At 62.6% G+C, this 19,286-nt stretch carries 13 protein-coding genes and 1 pseudogene; all 14 read left to right on the top strand.

The features are described 5' to 3' along the window. Window positions 1-42 precede the first annotated feature (42 nt). Entirely contained in the window at window positions 43-651 is a 609-nt protein-coding gene (locus HP062_RS09170; RefSeq protein WP_010455720.1) for a lytic transglycosylase domain-containing protein, read from the top strand. Window positions 652-856: 205 nt separating this feature from the next. After that, window positions 857-6,682, top strand: a complete 5,826-nt coding sequence (gene mnxG, locus HP062_RS09165) for a manganese-oxidizing multicopper oxidase MnxG (protein WP_172791299.1) — start codon at window positions 857-859, stop codon at window positions 6,680-6,682. 77 nt (window positions 6,683-6,759) lie between these two features. Beyond that, entirely contained in the window at window positions 6,760-8,712 is a 1,953-nt protein-coding gene (locus HP062_RS09160; RefSeq protein ID WP_172791298.1) for a beta-propeller fold lactonase family protein, read from the top strand. Between the two features lie 13 nt (window positions 8,713-8,725). Further along, window positions 8,726-9,382: an SCO family protein gene (locus tag HP062_RS09155; RefSeq protein WP_042932740.1), complete on the top strand. Its 657-nt coding sequence runs from the start codon at window positions 8,726-8,728 to the stop codon at window positions 9,380-9,382. Beyond that, window positions 9,379-9,999: an SCO family protein gene (locus HP062_RS09150; RefSeq protein WP_010455702.1), complete on the top strand. Its 621-nt coding sequence runs from the start codon at window positions 9,379-9,381 to the stop codon at window positions 9,997-9,999. Before HP062_RS09155 ends, HP062_RS09150 begins: the two co-directional genes overlap by 4 nt. 9 nt (window positions 10,000-10,008) lie before the next feature. Continuing rightward, the gene (locus HP062_RS09145) at window positions 10,009-11,559 is read left to right on the top strand and encodes an ABC transporter substrate-binding protein (protein WP_172791297.1); all 1,551 of its coding nucleotides are present in this window, start codon (window positions 10,009-10,011) and stop codon (window positions 11,557-11,559) included. A gap of 14 nt (window positions 11,560-11,573) precedes the next feature. Next, window positions 11,574-12,526, top strand: a pseudogene (locus HP062_RS09140) (peptidylprolyl isomerase). A 219-nt stretch (window positions 12,527-12,745) separates the two neighbouring features. Continuing rightward, a complete protein-coding gene (locus tag HP062_RS09135) occupies window positions 12,746-13,279 on the top strand; it encodes a response regulator (protein ID WP_077750405.1) in 534 nt (177 codons plus the stop codon). Window positions 13,280-13,363: 84 nt separating this feature from the next. After that, on the top strand, window positions 13,364-15,070 hold the full coding sequence (locus tag HP062_RS09130; RefSeq protein ID WP_077750406.1) for a GspE/PulE family protein: 1,707 nt from the start codon (window positions 13,364-13,366) through the stop codon (window positions 15,068-15,070). Next, on the top strand, window positions 15,051-15,854 hold the full coding sequence (locus tag HP062_RS09125; RefSeq protein WP_172791296.1) for a hypothetical protein: 804 nt from the start codon (window positions 15,051-15,053) through the stop codon (window positions 15,852-15,854). Before HP062_RS09130 ends, HP062_RS09125 begins: the two co-directional genes overlap by 20 nt. Window position 15,855: 1 nt before the next feature. Further along, a complete protein-coding gene (locus HP062_RS09120; protein WP_010455690.1) occupies window positions 15,856-16,401 on the top strand; it encodes a PilN domain-containing protein in 546 nt (181 codons plus the stop codon). Beyond that, on the top strand, window positions 16,388-16,936 hold the full coding sequence (locus HP062_RS09115) for a GspMb/PilO family protein (protein WP_172791295.1): 549 nt from the start codon (window positions 16,388-16,390) through the stop codon (window positions 16,934-16,936). The genes HP062_RS09120 and HP062_RS09115 overlap by 14 nt, the downstream gene beginning before the upstream one ends. Then, complete coding sequence (locus tag HP062_RS09110; RefSeq protein ID WP_010455686.1) at window positions 16,936-17,454, top strand: hypothetical protein; 519 nt, start codon at window positions 16,936-16,938, stop codon at window positions 17,452-17,454. The genes HP062_RS09115 and HP062_RS09110 overlap by 1 nt, the downstream gene beginning before the upstream one ends. Next, window positions 17,451-19,286, top strand: coding sequence for a type II secretion system protein GspD (locus tag HP062_RS09105; RefSeq protein WP_077750408.1), 1,836 nt, complete (start codon window positions 17,451-17,453; stop codon window positions 19,284-19,286). The genes HP062_RS09110 and HP062_RS09105 overlap by 4 nt, the downstream gene beginning before the upstream one ends.

The following is a 19,286-nucleotide window of genomic DNA, read 5'->3' as shown; positions in this document are numbered from 1 at the left end:
CATTACCCCCATTTTTCGGGGCCGGGCAGGGGAGACAAAAAAATGAAAACACTCACCACAGGACTGCTCGGCTGTTTGCTGCTGACGAGCGTCGTACAGGCCGATGTGTTCGTTTCCGTGGACGCCAAGGGCAGTTACGTACTGTCCAATGTTCACCGTCCCGGCCGCACCTATGAACGGGTGATTCACGAGCCCCAATCCTCGCTGGTCGGTCTTGATCAGCAGCCCCAGATGATTGCCAGGCAACCCTATGCAGAGCTGGTGTCGGCGGCCGCCACGGCCAATGAATTGCCGGCCGCGTTGTTGCACGCGGTCATCCGCGAAGAGTCCCGCTACAACTCGGATGCGACGTCCCCCAAAGGCGCCGGCGGGCTGATGCAATTGATGCCCGATACCGCCCGGGAGATGGGGGTGAAAAACGTCTATGACCCCAAGGCCAACATCCAGGGCGGCGCCAAATACCTCAAGCGCCTGCTGACCCTGTTCGACAACGACATCACCCTCGCCGTGGCGGCCTACAACGCCGGGCCGCAAGCGGTGCTGAGCCGTGGCGGAGTGGTCCCGCCGTTTGCTGAAACCCAGCGTTATGTGCCCAGCGTCTTGCGTCAGTACCGGCGCTTGCAAGGCTTGGCCATGGACGCACCGTTGTGATCGGCGAGTGTGGGGAACGTCCCCCAATAGTGGGGCAACAAGGACTGGGCCGAAAAGTGGGGAATAAGTGGGGAATATCCCCCGAGTTCTCAGATCGTCGCTTCAAGTGGCTGAAAACTAACTGAATTATTTATGGCATGCGGATTGCTCAAGCGGATTTGTCGAGAATTATTCCCTGTGAGCACCCACAGCGAGGCCCGTGATCATGACCGGCATACCCAACACTTCGTCCTTGTTTAAATTCGCGCTGTTGGTGGTGTCGATGTTCGGCATCGAGCTGGCTGAGGCGGCCCTGCGCTGCGAGCGCAATCTGGTGGCGAACGTCGTGGCGCTGGATCAGCCGCTGATGTTCAACCGCCTCGGGGCGCAGAACGCCAACGGCATGATGTTCGCCCTGCGCCGTGACGTGGTCGACGACCACAATGTGTCCCTGGCTCAGGGCGGCGCGGCAGTGCCGGGCAAAGTCTCGCTGCGGCCCGACAAGCGTCCGCGTCCCCTGGTGTTGCGGGTGGCCGCCGGTGACTGCCTGACCATCAACCTGCAGAACCTGCTGGCGTATCAGGCCAATCCCGGCAGCCACGAAAACGGCGAGGAAGGGGTTGAGGGGGAGGTCGAAATAGGTGACGTCGAGCAGTTCAAAGTCGATGAGCAGGTCACCGACCGCCACGTCGGCTTCCAGGTCAACGGCATGCAAGCGGTCAACAGCATCGATGACATCGCCTCGTACACCGGGCGCAACGGCAACTCGCTGGTCGCCCCCGGCGGCACCCGTTCCTACACCTTGTTCGCCGAGCGCGAAGGTGCATTCGCCGCCAGCAGCCGTGGCGCGACGTTCGGTGGTGAAGGCGATGCGGGCAACGTTGCCAACGGCCTGTTCGGCCAGGTCGTGGTGGTGCCCAAGGGCGGCCGCAGCTACCGCAACACCGTGACCGAAGAAGAGATGCGCCTGGCCAGCAGCGGCCGCACCCCGGCCGGTCAACCGATCGTCGACTACCAGGCGCGCTACCCGCAACGCGAACCGTGGATCCGTGAAGGCAAGGCCGGCACACCGATCATCAACATGGTCGACGGCAATGAAATCATCTCCAGCGAAAGCGACGCGATTGTGATGGGCAGCAACGCCGACGGCAGCTTCCCGCCGTCGACCTATCCGCTGGAAGCCGTCGGCAAACGCAACCCGGCGATTCCGAACCGGCTGGAACCGTTCCGCGATTTCGCCTCGCAGTTCCAGGATGAAACCGCCGCGACCCAGGCGTTCCCCGCTTATTGGGCCGACCCGGTCATGGCCCATGTGCTGGAGCCGACCCGCGACTCGTTCATGATCAACTATGGCTCCGGCGGCATGGGCGCCGAGGTGGTGGCCAACCGGCTGGGTGTCGGGCCGATGCACGATTGCCTGTCCTGCGCCTATGAAGAATTTTTCCTCAGTTCGCACACTGTCGGCGACGTGGCGATGCTGGTGGACGTGCCGGCCAACGCTGGCCTGGAAGGCATTCTTCCAGGGCAGGTACCGAGCGCCGATCAGATTGGGGTCAAGGCGACCATGGCGCTGTATCCGTCCGAGCCGTCCAACGTCAACCACAGCTACATTGGCGACTTCGTCAAATTCCGCAACACCCACAACGGCCACGAGCAGCACATCTTCCACCTGCACGGTCATCAATGGCTGTTCAACCCCAACGATGACAACTCCGACTATGTGGATGCCCAGGGCATCGGCCCGGGTGCCGGCTACACCTATGAAATCGCCAACGGTGGTTCGGGCAACCGTAACCGCGTAGCGGGCGATGCGATTTACCACTGCCACTTCTATCCGCACTTCGCACAAGGTATGTGGAGCATGTGGCGGGTGCATGACGTGTTTGAAGAAGGCACCCGACTCGAAGTTTCCCAGCAAGGTGCCGACGGGTTCCACAGCGAACCCTACGCCTTGCGTAGCGGCAAACCGGCGGCAGGTGCCCGGGCCTTGCCCGATGGCGAAATCATTGCCGGTACGCCGATTCCAGCGGTCGTGCCGCTGCCGGGCAAAGCCATGGCGCCGATGCCCGGCAAGGTCGCGGTGGTGCCGAAAATCGGCGAGACCCTGGTCGCCGGTGGTGGTGACGACGATGACGAAGAAGATGACGACGGCGGCGGTAGCGGCAGCAGCGGCGGCGCTCAGGCCATCGGTTCCCTGGCCCTGGTGGATCGCAGCGAAGCCAACCGCAATGCCGACGGCAGCCTGAAAAACCCTGGCTATCCGTTCTGGATCGGCGGCATGGAAACTTCGGTCGGCCAACGTCCGCCGACGCCACCGCTGGACATGCTCGACGCGGCCAAGGCCCAGTCCTTGAAAACCAGCGGCAACGCCTTGTGGGCCAACCTCGACCCGGCGCAGTCCGGTGGCTGGGATGGCGGCCTGGGGCGTCATTCCCTGGACGGTTTCTCCGCCGGTGGCGTGGCGCACACCATTACCACGTCGCTGGATTTCTCCAAGGAAGTGACTCGCGCCAAACCGATCTACATGCCGGAAGAGGGCACCGAAGTCGAACAGGCGGCCATGGCCTTCCACGCCAAAAAGGACCACCCAAGCTTTGCCTTGCTGCCCGGCAATCAAATCGTGGCGAAGGCCTTCCGCACCAACGGTGCCTTGCCGATTGCCGGCGCGCCTTATTACGAACCGTGCATGGACGACCGGCAAAAACGCCTGACCAGCAGCGCCGGCACCGGCGAGTTTGCCAGCGGTGAACGCATCGACGGCATGTCCTATACCGGCTCCTCGACCTTCACCGCCGACCGTCCACGGGTCTACAAAGCGGCGAACATCCAGTTCGACGCGGTGTACAACAAGGTCGGCTACCACTTCCCGCAAGCGCGCATTCTGGCCCTGTGGGAAGACGCCTGGCCGGTCATCACCAAGCAGCGTCCGCCAGAGCCGCTGGTGATGCGCATGAACACCTTCGATTGCGTGCAATACCAGCAAACCAACCTGGTGCCGGCCGTCTATGAGATGGATGACTATCAGGTGCGCACGCCGACCGACGTGATCGGTCAGCACATTCACCTCCCCAAATGGGACCTGACGGCGGCCGACGGTTCGGCCAACGGCTGGAACTACGAAGACGGCGTGCTTTCCCCGGGGGCCGTGCAAGAACGCATCCGCGCCATTCGCGAGTTCAACCAGTGCGAAGGCACCGATCCACGTGATGGCACACCGGCCTGTCCAAAAGCCAGGAATCACCCGTACTTCGGTCAGTATGGCCGGGCGGATTGGGTGGGCGCGCGCACGGCGATGCAGCGCTGGTTCGTCGATCCGGTGGTAAACGCCAAAGGTGTCGACCGTGGACTAGGGACCATTTTTACCCACGACCACCTGGGCCCATCGACTCACCAACAGATTGGCCTGTACGCCACCGTACTCGCTGAACCGGCCGGTTCCACCTGGTTCCATGCCGAAACCGGCGAGCCTTTGTACAGCGGCGCGCGCCAGGACGGCGGGCCGACTTCGTGGCAAGCGGTGGTGTCCACCGGGGACATCGACGGCGACGGCAAGAACGACAGCTTCCGTGAGTTCTTCCTCGAGTACAGCGACTTCCAGCACGCCTATGAAGCCGGAGTGTATGTGGGCGCCGGTCCTAACGGCGTGCCTGATCCACAAACCTTCCCGGCCACCGCGGACAGCTTCCGCTACGCGATCAACCCGCCAGTGCGCAACAACGCCAGCACCTTGCTCGACGGCATCATCGAAGTGCAGGGCGGTATGGTGCCGGGTTGTCCGACTCGGCCATGCCCACAGGCGATCTCGGTCGATGACCCCGGCATGTTCGTGGTCAACTACCGCAACGAACCGCTGGCCCTGCGGGTCTACGACCCGAACAAGGTCGGCCCGGACGGCAAGCGCGGCATGCAGGCCGACGGCCTCGGTGGCGACCTGGCGTACGCCATGCAAAGCCGTACCGACCGCGCCATCCCGGCGATGAACCTGGCACCGAACCTGGTCACCGCCGCCACCGGTCCAACCGGCGGCACCACACTGTTCCCGCCACACGTCAACCGTGGCGGCGCGGAACCGGGTGACCCGTTCACGCCAATGTTGCGCACTTACACCGGTGACAACGTGCGGCTGCGGGTGCATGCCGGCGGTCACGAAGAAGAGCACAACGTGACCCTGCACGGCGTGAAATGGCTGCAAAGCGGTTCCGGCTTCGGCAACAGCTCCAACTCCGGCTGGCGCTCGTCGCAGATGGTCGGTATCTCCGAACAGTTGGGCTTCAACGCGCCGGTCTCGATGCTCTCCAGTTCGGCGGCGGCCACGGGGGATTATCTGTACTCGATGGACGCTTCGATTGAAGGTTACTGGAACGGTATCTGGGGCGTGATGCGCAACTACACGACCCAGCGCAGCGATCTGTTCGCACTGCCAAACAACCCGAAACCGACCGGTATGCGCAACACCGTGGCGTTCGATGGCATCTGCCCACGGTACGGCGCCAACCCGAACGGCATCGGCACCCGGCCGACCGTGCAACGCAACTATGAAGTGGTTGCGGCGCTGGCCAACGACATCCTGCGCAATCCGTTGAACCTGACCATCGGCGATCCGGCCGGTATCGGGCAACACGTGGGTGGGCCGTTGAACCCGGCGGGTGGCACCCTGGTGTTCAACTCGCGGCCGGTGAACATCCCTCAGGTCACCGTGGTCGATCCTGAAGATGGCGAAACCATCACCATCGGCGGTCAAAGCGGCCCGTTGCATGATCCGACTGCGATCCTGTACGTGCGCAAATCCGACCTCGATCCGCTCACTGGAAAAATGAAACCAGGTGTACCGGTGGAGCCGCTGGTATTGCGCGCGGCGGCGGGTGACTGCATCAACGTCACCCTGGAAAACCGCTTGCCTGTGGTCATGCCCGACCTGACCCAGACTGCCGTGATGCAAGGGCTGGTCAAGCGAGATCGCAACAATGGCCAGGGCTCGACCATCTTCACCAACAACCTGCTGCGGCCTTCGAGCCATGTTGGCCTGCATGCACAACTGCTGGCGTATGACATCACCAAATCCGATGGCACCAATGTCGGCGCCAACCCGATCCAGACCGTGCCACCGCGCATCGGCAACAGCGGCGCGTACCCGACCCGTACTTATCAGTACTACGCCGGGCACCTGGAGCGTGAAGGCAAGCCGATCTCGCAACTGGGCCGCAGTGTCGACAACATCAACGCCACGGCGGTGGAGTTCGGCGGACTGAATATCACGCCGGCGGACCTCATCAAACAACCGCAGAAAGGCTTGGGTGGGGCGATGACCATCCTGCCGATCGGCGCAACCTGGGTTGAGGATGCGCGTAAAACCAACGCAACGGTCACGGCACCAGGGCAGACCACTTACCGCGACTTTGCGATGGTCTGGCAGAAAGCGTTGAACATCCGCTGGGCCAACGGTCGGCCGGTGGAAGGTATTGCCGCCGAAGGCTTTGGTGTGCCGACCGATCCACAGGACAACTCGAGCATGGCCATCAACTACAAGGCCGAGCCGATCTGGTTCCGCTTCGGGTTGGCGCCGGATGCGCCGTTCGGGCACGCCAATGGCGCCGGTTACGGTGACGTGCCTAACGCGCATATGGCGTACAGCAATGCGCTCATCGGGGGCGATCCTCAGACACCGGTGCTGTATGTGAAACCGGGGCAACCGTTCCGCACCCATATCCTGATGCCGACCGGTGGCAGTCGCGGCACGACCTTCCAACTGGACGGTCACGTCTGGTCGGTCAACCCGTTCCAGTCGGAGAAGAGCGATACCGGTGGCTATCCGATGATGACACCTGGGGTGGGGTCGGTGCGGTTCGGCTACAACCCGATGTCGATGTACATCGGCGCTCGTGAAAGCATCCTGCCGGCGGCGCACTTCAGCTTCATGCACCCGAGCGCCGGGGGCAGCAACGCAATACCGGGCGACTACCTGTTCCGTGATTACGGCGCCTACGGCAACACCGCCGGGCTTTGGGGATTGCTGCGGGTGACCAGCGAGCCAGAACCGGCACCGGCACCGTAAAGCCAGGGATTGGGGGGCTGACACCGCTCGTACCTACAAGGGACAAGGCAGGCACAGATCTGTAAGGGGAGAGGGTAATGAACAGGACTACAAAAATCGCCGGTTGTGGGCTGATCGTCGCAGTGGCACTCATCAGCTTCGGCGTCTGGCGCACCGCGCCGCCCAACCTGCTGAGCGAAGTCGCACTGCCGAACACCTGGAGCGGTCAGAACCTCTCCCGAGACGGGATTTCGGTGGCGCTTGAGGTCAAGTCATTGGCCCAGGACGGTGTGTTGCGTGAAGGCGAGTTTGCCGACGTGCAGTTCCGCGTCAGCGACAGTGCCTCGGGCCAGCCGTTGTCGGGCGTCAATCCCGGCGCCTGGCTGGACCCGGAAACCATCGCCGCCGACAAGGCTCAGGGCCGCGAGCAAAGCTGCAAATCCCGGGTCGGGGTCTTCCTCAAATCCAGCATTGGCGCGCGGCCGCTGCTCGACCTGAACAGCTACTTCCTGCTGGTGATGAACCGCGACGCCAGTGTCTCGGTGGTCGACCCGTCGGTGTCGGTGGGCGGCATCACCAGCACCATGACGCGGATTGAGATCAAGCAACCGCCGATGGACTGGACCACGCCCAAGGACAACAAACGGGTGTTCGTCTCCATGCCGACCGCCGATGCAGTGGCGGTGATCGACAGCGAGCAGTTCAAGCTGGTCGACTCGGTCGCCGCTGGCAGCAACCCGGTGCGCGTAGCCTTGCAGCCGGACGAGCGCCTGCTGTGGGTCGGCAACAATGCCAAGACTGCCGAGCAGTCGGGGGTCACGGTGATCGACACCCGCAGCCTCAAGCCACTCAAACACTTGGCCACCGGGGCCGGGCACCATGAAATCGCCTTCAGCAAAGACAGCCGTTTTGCCTTCGTCAGCAACCGCGACGACGGCACCCTGAGCATCATCGACATCGCCAGCCTGACCATCAGCAAGCAACTCAAGACCGGCTCGCACCCGCTGTCGGTGGCGTACTCGCCGCTGTCCCAGGCGGTGTATGTCGCCGACGGCAAGGACGGCAGCGTGACCGTGGTCGATACCGCCAGCCTCGCGGTTCGGCGGGTGATCAAAATGAAACAGGGCCTGGGCCCGATGGGGTTCAGTACGGACGGGCGTTTCGGCATCGTCCTCAACACCCTGGAAAACCAGGTGGCGGTGATCGACGCGGCCACCGATTCGATGATCCACGAGCTGGACGTATCCGCCGAACCCTATCAAGTGGTGTTCACCAAGGCCTACGCCTACATCCGTGGATTGGCCTCGGCCAAGGTCACGATGATCAACCTCTCGTCGTTGGGGGCCGGTCGCACGCCGATCAGTCAGGGTTTCGAAGCCGGGCCCCAGGCGCCACGACTGGCCGGTGATTTGCCCCTGGCCTCGAGCCTCGCGGTGTCGCGGGACGACAACGCGGTGTTCGTGGTCAACCCGGTGGACAACACCACCTATTTCTACGCCGAAGGCATGAACGCGCCGATGTCCGGCTACCCCAATCGCGGGCAGGTGGCGCGGGCCGCCATGGTCATCGACCGCAGCCTGCGCGAGGTCGAGCCAGGGCTTTACAGTTCGCGGATCAAGCTGCCAGCCGCCGGGCGTTTCGACGTGGCGTTCCTGCTCAACCAGCCGAACATCATCCATTGCTTCACGGCGCTGGTTGAGCCGGACCCGAACCTCGCCACGCTCCCCGGCGTGCCAAAAGTCGAGTTCATGCTCGATAAGTCCACGGCCGCCCTCGGCAGCCCTTACACCGTGCGGTTTCGCATTGTTCAGGGCCAGCAGAAGGCACAGGGCAGCGGGATCAAGGACGTTCAGGTGCGCTACTTCCGTGCTCCGACTTCCCGGGCCCAGCAAGTCGCGGCCCTTGACGTGGGCAATGGCATCTATGAAGCCCCGGTGACCCTCGACCAGAACGGCGCCTGGTACCTGCACGTGCGTGCGGCGTCCCTTGGCGCGAGTTTCGATGACAAGACCTTTGCCAGCGTTCGGGTGATTCCCGGCGATGCCCACTGAAGAGGAAACCGACATGAACCGATTCGCACACCGTGGACTGCTGACGTTCTGCCTGTTGGCCGTCGGCATCGGCCAGGCCCTGGCGCACTCGGCGGATGAACACGCCGGGCATGACATGCCGGCTAAAAGTGCCAGTTCGGAAAGCGCCCAGGTCAAATTCGCCGACGTTGCGCTGGTGGACCAGAACGGCAAACCGGTGCGTCTGGAAAAGGACCTGGTGACCGACAAAATCGTGGTCATGAGTTTTATCTACACCAGCTGCACCACGGTGTGCCCGGTGGTGTCCTCGATCATGGGCAAGGTGCAGAAGCAACTCGGCGCCCGGGTCGGCGAGGAGGTGCAACTGGTGTCCATCAGCATCGACCCGCAGCGCGATGACGCCAAGCGTCTCAACGACTACGCCCGCAGCTTCCAGAAGGGGCCGGGCTGGAGCTGGCTGACCGGCAGCTCGCAGTCGATCAACGAAACCCTCAAGGGCCTCGGCTCCTTCAGCGGTGACTTCAAAAGCCATCAACCGCTGATTCTGGTGGGGGACGGCAACAGCCGCCACTGGACACGCTATTACGGTTTTACCGACCCGACCGTGCTGACCCGCCAGGTCGAGAAACTCAGCGGCCAGCGCAACGCCCACGCCAAACACACGGCCATTGCCATGGAGCACCAACCATGAAAGCCCTCGCCTTGATCTTCCTTACGATGTGTTTTTGCGTCATCAGCTTTATGGCGTTTTCCCACGAAGGACACCAGGAGCCGGCGCCGGCGGTGGCCGCTGCGCAACCGGCCGGCGGCACCCGGGATGCGAAAACCTGGTTCACCGACACGCCGTTGCAGGACCAGAACGGCAACACGCTGCGTTTCTACAGTGACGCGCTACAAAACCGCGTGGTGTTGCTTAACGTGATTTTCACCAGTTGCAACGATGCCTGCCCGCTGATCACCCAAAAGCTCAAGGAAGTCCGCGAAGTGCTGGGCGACAAGGCCGATGGCATCACCTTTATCTCCCTTACCAGTGATCCGCTGCGCGATACGCCGGCGGTACTCAAGGCTTACACCTTGAAGCAGGGCGTCGATGGCCCCCACTGGCTTTTTCTCACCGGCGACAAGGCACAAATGGACCTTGTACTGGGGCGCATCGGCCAGATTGTGCCGACTCCCGAGCAGCACTCGACGCAGCTGATTGTCGGTGACGTGGCCAACAAGCGCTGGAGCAAGATCCGTCCCGATGCACCGGCCGCCGCCATTGCCCAGCGCTTGCAGTTGCTGACAATGCCCGTGGCCAGTCGTTGAGCACGCGCCATGAACATTGCCCTCGTCCTCGGCCTGCTACTGATTGGCGGCATCAATCTCGCCGCCAATGCGTTGCCGCTGAGCCCCAGCGAAAGCGCCGGTAAACGGCTGTATCGCGAGGGCGTGTCGGCAAGCGGTGAGCCGATCATGGCTCGGGTGGGCGCGGCGGGCATGTTGCTGCCCGCCACCAGCCTGCCCTGCGCCAATTGCCATGGCGCCGATGCCCAGGGGCGACCCGAAGGCGGGGTACGGCCGCCGGACATCAGCTGGTCGCGGCTCTCCAGCGGTTACGGGCAACAGCAGATCAACGGTCGCAATTACCCGGCCTACACCGAGGGCGCACTGGCCCGGGCGATCCAGGAAGGGCGCGATTCGGCGAATAATCGGCTCGACCCGGCGATGCCCCGGTTCGTGCTGTCGATGAATGATCAGCGCAACCTCACGGCCTACCTCAAGCGCGTGGCCGATGATCGCGACCCCGGGTTGACCGCCGACAGCCTGCACTTGGGCACCTTGTTGCCGAGGCAGGGGCCGCTGAGCACGGAGGGCGCCACGGTGGCGGCGGTGCTCAAGGGCAGCGTGGCGCGGATTAACGAGGCGGGCGGGATCCATGGCCGGCAATTGCGCCTGACCATCCTCGATCCGGGCCCGGACCGCGCCAGTGCCAAACAGGCGCTGGATCGCTTGATTGAGCAGGAACAGGTGTTCGCCCTGATCGCACCACTGGCACCTGCGCTCGACACCGAACTGGTCACGCGGCTGGAACGCGCCGGCATTCCACTGATCGGGCCGCTCTCGTTGCAGGGCATGGCCCCGGCCAGTCGGCAGATTTTCGAACCGCTGTCAGGGCTGCGCGAGCAACTGATCGCCTTGGCCGACTACGGTGCCGCCAATTTGCGCTTGCTCCAGGGCCCGACGCTGATTGTCTACCCGGACGAGCCGAGCCAACAGGAGGCGGCGCAGCACCTCGGCCAGTACCTGCAAGATCACGCCTGGCAGCAAGTGCGGCTGCAGGCCTACAACTCGGCGCAGGACGAGTTGCCGCTGGGCTCGCGATCGGTGTTTTACCTGGGCAGCGGCGTCGGTTTCAGTCGCTTCGCCGAGCGCCTGCAAACGGCGGGGCAGGTGCCTTACCTGTTCGCCGCGTCGAATCAGGTGGCAGGTGACCTGTTTCAATTGCCCAGCGGGTTTTCCCGGCGAGTGTTTCTGGCCTATCCGTTCGTGCCCAGTGACTGGACGCTGGCCGGGCGCCTGGCCTTGACGCAACTGCGCGAGCACCAGGGGCTCGGCGGTGAGCACGCGGTGCTGCAAGTCGGCGCCTACAGTTCGATGCTGCTGCTCAGCGAAGGCATGAAACAGGCCGGGCGCGACGCCAGCCGCGAAAAACTCATCAGTGCCCTGGAAGGGTTGCACGATTTCGACACCGGGCTGACCCCGCTGCTCAGCTTCGGTCCGGGTCGCCGACTGGGCTTGAGCGGTGCCCACATCGTCACCGTAGATTTGCCCGACCAGCGCTTCTTTCTGGTCGCACCGTACAAACCGATTGCCGTGACACCCTGAAAAGAGGGCTGATGATGAAACTCAAGACGCTGCTGATTCTGCTGACGATGTGGGTCCCCGTGGCCTTCTGCAGCAACGGCCCGGCTGCCGCACGGGTCAATGGCGAGGAAATTTCCGAGTTCCGTCTCGAGCGCTATTTTGCCGAATACCTGGAGGACCAGGGCCGCGCAGTGGGCAGCATTCGCAACCCCAAGGCGTACAAGCAATTGCGCCAGAAAGCACTGGATGCGCTGATCGACAAGGAGTTGCTGTGGCAGGAAGCGCGCAAACGCGGGGTGAAGATCAGCGATGAGGTCGTACAAAGCCAGGTTGAGCAGACGCGGCAAGCGATGGGGGGGCCGAGGTGTTCGCCCGCCGGCTGGAAGACGCCGGTTTCAACGAAGCCACCTTTATCGAGTACACGCGCCGTGAGCTCGCGGCGCAAAAGGTGTTCGCCGACCTGCTCCAGGTGGCTGAGCCGGACGAAAAACAGGTCCGCGCGTTCTACGAGGAACACCGCGCCGAAATGAGCACTCCCGAGCAAATCCAGGCGCGGCACATCCTGGTCAAAGTGCCTCAGGGCGCCGATGCCGCCACCGTTGAAGCCGCCCGGCTACGCTTAGAGGAGATGCGGGTGAAAATCAGCCAGGGCGAGGACTTTGCCAGCATTGCCCGGGCCGGCTCCGAAGATGCTTCCGCCACCGAAGGCGGGGATCTGGGCTATTTCCCCCGTGGGCGCATGATGCCGGAATTCGAAGCCGCGGCATTTGCGCTGGCGCCGGGGGCCGTCAGCGCGCCAGTGCGCACACCGTTGGGCTGGCATTTGATCTACCTACAGAACCACCAGGAGGCGGCCGATGTCTCAGAAGCTCAGGGACTTGAAATGGTTCGGGCTTACCTTGCCCGACAGCAAAAGTCCCAGGCTCGTCTACAAGTTCTGGGGCAGTTGCGATCAAGCAATCGAATCGAGCGGATTGACGACGATTGAAGGTTCCCCCCCAAATGTGGGGAAAGCTTCAGGGGCAATTCCGAGCGCTTCCCCGCCTTTGGGGGACGGGGTTCCTGAACGAAAAGATTTTTTCATGAAAATCATAGAGATGAAGCGGTCGAAAACCGGCGCTCAGTCTGGCATGAAGTGTGCGTTAGCCTAATTAAGGCGCGTACTCCCAGGCACGAATATCGGACCTGCGGTTTCAAGGAGTCCACCTTGTTAAACAAAGTACTGGTTGTTGAAGACGAACAGCTGCTGGCGGAAAACCTCCAGGGTTACCTGCAGGCGCAAGCGCTGGAAGTCCGGATAGCTCACAACGGTGAAACAGCTATCGGCGAAGCCAAAAGTTTTTCACCCGATGTGATGGTGTTCGATTACCGCTTGCCAGACATGGAAGGCTTTCAGGTGCTCGATGCCGTCCGCCAGAACAGGAACTGCCATTTTGTGCTGATTACCGGGCACCCAACCGCTGAAGTCTGTGAGCGGGCCCGGCAACTGGGAGTCAGCCATATCCTGTTCAAACCGTTTCCATTGGCGGAATTGGCCCGTGCAGTCTGTGACCTTTTGGGGATGGAGCGCGAACCCAAAGCAGGCATGAGCAAGTCCGAAGGATTCGTCGAACGACGCCAGAGCAGGACCGAAAGCTTCCCGCTGCAGTTGTACGACGGCAGTTGGGTGCTGGCAGATCGTCGACGAACTCCATCGACCTCCAAGGCACCAGACGACCAACAATTGCTCACCGGGGAGTAGTGGCGCGACAAGACGTTCCGGCATACGCCGCAATGGCCTGCCGCGTCGACAGGGCTCAAAGCCCCCGGCGTTGGAGAGCATGCCATGGACCGTCTATCCCTTGCCGTAGAACCGGCGCAGTTGGAATGTGTACCGTCTCGCTTTTCCAGTGAACAACTGGCCCAGGCCCGGGCCCTGGCAACCGGTTCCGGCGAGCGGGTTCTGGAGGCCCTCGGGGGGTTGTGCGAACTGGCCCCCATGCCCTTCATCCAGTGCCTCGGCGCTACCCTGCATTATCCGGTGCTCGACACCGACACCCTGTTTCAAGCCACCCCGGTGTTCGACCGGGTCACCCTGGCCCAATGCCTCAAGCGCGAATTCATCCTGCTGCGTCATGACGATGCGGTCATTGGCGTGTTTGCCGATCCGTTCGACACAACCCGTCTGGCGTGGATCGACGACTGCCTGCACGGCGCGCCGCTGTACTTGGTGCATGCCGACGACCTGAAAGCCTACCTGGCGCGTCACGAAGAGAGTTTCCACGCGGTGGAATCGCTCAACGCCCAGGCCGACGCCAATGTCGAAATCGACACCCTGCAAAGCCTGTCCCTGACCAGCATCAGTGAAGACGCCAGCGTGGTGGTCAAACTGGTCAACTCGACCCTCTACGACGCGCTGAAAATGCACGCCAGCGACATCCACCTGGGCACCACCGGCAGCGGTCTGGTGATCAAGTACCGGATCGACGGCGTGCTGAACAACATCAGCAAAATCCAGGGCAGCGAGTTCGCCGAGCAGGTGATCTCCCGGGTCAAAGTCATGGCCGAACTGGACATCGGCGAAAAACGCGTGCCCCAGGACGGTCGCTTCAAGATCGGCATCAGCGGCCGGCAGATCGACTTCCGGGTCTCGATCATGCCGAGCATTTTTGGCGAAGACGCGGTGCTGCGGGTGCTCGACAAACAGGACCTGGCGGACAAGGTCAGCGGCGTGCAATTGCAAGCCCTGGGCTTTGAAGAAAACACCCTGCGCCAGCTGCGCCGGTTGGCCGCCGAACCCTACGGCATGGTGCTGGTGACCGGCCCGACCGGCAGCGGCAAGACCACCACGCTCTACGCCATGATCACCGAGATCAACCACGGCGTGGACAAGATCATCACCATTGAAGACCCGGTGGAGTACCAACTGCCGGGCGTGCTGCAAATCCCGGTCAATGAAAAGAAAGGCCTGACCTTTGCCCGTGGCCTGCGCTCGATCCTGCGCCATGACCCGGACAAGATCATGGTCGGTGAGATCCGCGACCCCGACACCGCACAGATCGCCGTGCAATCGGCCCTGACCGGGCACCTGGTGTTCACCACCATTCACGCCAACAACGTGTTCGACGTGATTGGCCGGTTCACCCAGATGGAAATCGACCCTTACAGCCTCGTCTCGGCCCTCAACGCCGTGCTCGCCCAGCGGCTGATCCGCCTGGTGTGCGCCAGTTGCAGCGCGCCGAGCACCCCGACCGATGAAGAACTACGCCTCTCAGGGCTCGATCCGCAAAAGGTCGATCACTACCACTTCGTCCATGGCAAAGGCTGCGGCCATTGCCGCGGCACCGGATATCGCGGGCGGACCGCGATTGCCGAGCTGCTGCACCTGGACGACGAACTGCGGCAGATGATCGTCGAGCGCCAACCCGTTTCGAAAATCAAGGCACACGCTTGCAAACGTGGCTTGCGCTTGTTGCGCGAGTCCGCTCTGGAACTGGTAGCTGAGGGGCGGACCACGCTCGAGGAGATCAATCGTGTCACTTTTGTCTCGTGATCGTTATGTCGCCGTACTCGGCGCCAGTGGTGTCGGCCTGGGTCAGCGCAAGGGTGGCGACACCTTGTGGCTGGGCAGCGTCGGCTTTATCGACGAAGGCTTCCATGCCTGGGCCGTCGCCCTCGAAACCCTCGACCTTTTGCTGGGCGAACACGCCCCGGCCGGCGCGGAACTGAGCGTGGTGGTCTCCGGTCACTTCAGCCGCTTCTGCCTGGTGCCCTGGAGCGAACAGATCAGCAGCCCCGACGAATTGCTCGGGTTTGCCCAACTGTGTTTCGAAGACCTCTACGGTGTACCGGCCCAACCCTGGAGCATGGTGCTGTCGGCTGAACCTGCGGGTTACGACCGGATCGCCACCGCGCTGCCGCAAGACTTGCTGACGCGTCTGCGCAACCTGGTCAGCGGTCGCGGCCTGCGCCTGCGGTCGGTGCAGCCGTACCTGATGGCGGCGTTCAATCACTTCGATAAAAGCCTCGACGCCGGTGACTTCCTGTTCGTGGTCGCCGAGCCCGTACGCAGTGTTTTGCTGCTGGCCAGGGAAGGGCGCTGGACCTCGGTGCGTTCGGTGGGCAGCAGCGACAGCGATGCCGCACTGACCGCGCTGATCGGCCGGGAAAGCCAGTTGCAAGCCTCCATCAGCGAGCGGCCGCTGAACGTTTACCTGCACGCGCCAGCGCGGATCGAGGTACAGCCCGACGTGCCCGGTGTGCACTTGCGCACCCTCGAAGAAGACCGGACAGCCGTACACGATTGTTTGTACGTGATGTCCCGGGCGGTGGCCTGATATGCGCGCCCTGACGCTCGACTTCCAGCCGCGCCGCCGCTCGGGCCCATTGGGCTGGAGCCTGCTGGCGGGCGGCGTGGTGCTGGTGGTGACCTGTTTTGTCGCCCAGCAGCACGTCGCCGAACAGACCTCGCAACAGCAAGGCCATCTGCAAAGTGCCCAGCGTGAACTCACCGGCGACACCGGCAGCAAAGTCACTTTGAGCCCGGCCGAAACCCGCGAGCAAGCACAGAACCTGGCAGAAATGCGCAAGGTCTCGCAGCAACTGCGCCGGCCCTGGGAACGTCTGTTCGCCATGCTCGAAGCGATGCCGCGCGACAACATCGCTTTGCTGACCCTGACCCCGGATGCCCGCAAGGGTCAGGTGCGCATCAGCGCCGAAGCACGGGACCTGGAAGCGATGCTCGACTTCCACCGCCGTCTCGAAGCCAGCGACGAGCTCTCCGATGTGTCGCTGCTCAGCCACGAAATTGTCGTGAAATCGCCGGAACAACCGGTGCAATTCAACCTGTCGGCTAGCTGGGAGATCGGCGATGCGAATCCCTAGATTGATCGTCCACGAATACCTGCAAGGCCTGGGTATGCCCGGCCTGGCAGGCTTGGCGATGTTGCTGCTGGCGCTGGCCTGGGCCCTGGGTGGCCTGATGCCGGACTGGAATTCGTTGCAAACCCTCAGCCAGCAGACCCGCGAAGCCGGCGAGTACCTGGCCAAGGTTGAAGACGGCAGTGTCGCCGCCCCGGTGGTGCCGCAACGTCAGCTCGACGACTTCCGCAGCAAACTGCCGTCGCAGCCCCAGGCCACGGTGGCCATCGACAAGATCTACGCGCTGGCGGCCCAGGAACACATCACCCCGGCGCGCGGTGAATATTCATTGGGCATCGACCCCAAGACCCACTTGGCCCGTTATCAGATTCTGCTGCCGGTGCGGGGCAGCTACCCGCAACTGCGGCGCTTCCTGCACGCGTTGCTCGGCCAGTTGCCGGCCGTGGTGGTGGAGGACGTGGAGTTTCAGCGTAAAAAAATCGCCGACACCGACCTGACCGGGCGGATCCGCATGACCCTTTACCTGTCGAGGTCATGATGAATACCAAACGCGTAGTGGGCTGGGTGGCGTTCTTCGGCGTAGCCGCGGCGCTGACCTGGGGGCCTGATTACTTCATGCCTTCGGACGAGGGCGAGGCGTCGGTTGCGACCGCTGCCACGCCCGCCAAAAGCAAAATTCGCGGCACGCTGCCGGCCGCTTCAGCCAGTGGCAAACCCGCGGTGATCAAGGACCTGAGCCCGTCCGGCGATCTGTTCGCCGCCCGCAGCTGGAAGGCTGCACCGATGCTGGCCAGCGTCACCGAACAACCCGTCAACCAGACCCCGGTGGTGCCAGTCCCCAGCGTACCGCCGATGCCTTTCCAGTTCGTCGGCAAGCTCAATGACCGTTCCGACCTGCAAGTGTTTTTGCAGAACGGCGAGAAAATATACGTCGTGCGCAAAGGGGATGTGATCGACGACACCTGGCGGATCGAGGGGATTTCCGATGTGGAACTCAGCTTTGTCTACCTGCCTCTGCATTTGTCCCAGACCTTGTCTGTGGGGAGCACGCAATGAACAGTTCCCGTTTGTTGATGAATCTTTGTATATGCGCAGGGCTGGCTGCGTGCAGTTCGGCGCAGGTGGCCAAGCAGGAAGCAACCGACCTGATGGAGTCGGGGCAGTACGAAGCCGGCCTGGCGCGTATTGAGGAAGGGCTGAAGGAAAACCCTCGGGATACCGAGCTGCACCTGGCCCTGACCAGCGGCCGTGCCCGTGCCGTGACGGCATTGTTGACCCAGGCCGACATGGATCGCGCCCAGCGTGATTTCGCTTCGGCCCGTCTGGAGTATGGCCGGGTGTTGACCATTGAACCCAACAACCGCCGCGCCCAGGATTCAATGCGCCAGCTAGAGCACATGCGCAGTCTGGATGACAAACTCGAACTGGCCCGGGGTGACCTGCGTCGCGGCGACATCTACGGCGCCGACCGTCAGGTGAAACAGATCCTCGAACTGGACCCCAAGAATGGCGGTGCCCTGGAGTTGCAAGACAATATTCGTCTGGTGCAAAGCCGCAACGTGATTCCTTATCCGCAACTGCGCACCCGTCTCGACCGGCCGGTGACCCTGGAATTTCGCGACGCCAACCTGAAAACCATCTTCGAAGTGCTGTCCCAGGTCGCCGGTTTGAACTTCATCTTCGACAAGGATCTGCGCCCCGACATGAAAGCCACCATCTTCGTGCGTGACGTGCGCATCGAAGACGCCGTGGAACTGCTGCTGCAACAGAACCAGCTGCATCAGAAAGTGGTGAATGAAAACACCTTGCTGATCTACCCGGACTCGCCGCAGAAGCTCAAGGATTATCAAGAGCTGGTGATGCGCACGTTCTACCTGACCAGCATCGATGCCAACACCGCGCTGAACATGATCAAGACCATGCTCAAGACCCGTGACGTGTTCGTCGATGAACGCCTCAACACCCTGACCATGCGCGACACCGAAGACGCCATACGCATGGCCGAAAAACTCTTGCAGTCGCAGGACCAGTCCAACCCTGAAGTGGTGCTGGAAGTGGAGGTGATGGAAGTCGCGACTCAGCGGATTCTCGACCTGGGACTGCAATGGCCGAACACCTTCGGCGTGGTCAACAGCGACGGCTCGGCCGTGACCCTGCTCGATCAACTCAAAGGCATCAACTCCAGCCGGATCACCATCTCGCCATCGCCTCAGGCCAAGATCAACGCCCAGGACAACGACATCAACACCCTGGCCAGCCCGGTGATTCGCGTGAGCAACCGTGAACAGGCGCGCATCCACATCGGTCAGCGTGTGCCCATCATCAGCGCCACCTCCGTGCCGTCGACCCAAGGTCCGGTGATCACTGAAAGCGTCACCTACCTGGACGTCGGTCTGAAGCTCGAAGTGCAGCCGACCATCCATCTGAACAACGAAGTGGCGATCAAGATCGCACTCGAAGTCAGTAACGCCACGCCACTGGAACCGACCCGCCAAGGCACGATTCCGGTTCAGGTCGACACCCGCAATGCCCAGACCACGCTGCGCTTGCATGACGGCGAAACCCAGATCCTTGCTGGCCTGGTGCGTAACGACCATGGCGCCACCGGCAACAAGATTCCGGGCCTGGGCGACATTCCCGGTCTTGGCCGGTTGTTCGGCAGTAACAAGGACACCGTCGGCAAATCGGAACTGGTGCTCTCCATCACCCCGCGCATCGTGCGCAACCTGCCGTACCAGAGCCCGTCGGACATGGAATTCCCCACTGGCACCGAAACCAGCATGCACATCCAGGCGCCTGACCGGCGGATGCAGGCGCCGATTCAGAATGAACACATCGATCGGCCGGTTGCGGTCAATTCCACCACTGTTGTCGTCGAGAAGCCTTGA

This window comes from Pseudomonas sp. B14-6, assembly GCF_013260315.1.
GTDB classification, from domain to species: domain Bacteria; phylum Pseudomonadota; class Gammaproteobacteria; order Pseudomonadales; family Pseudomonadaceae; genus Aquipseudomonas; species Aquipseudomonas mandelii.
The sequence above is the reverse complement of the archived record's forward strand: the minus strand, read 5'-3'. Positions and strand labels throughout refer to the sequence as shown.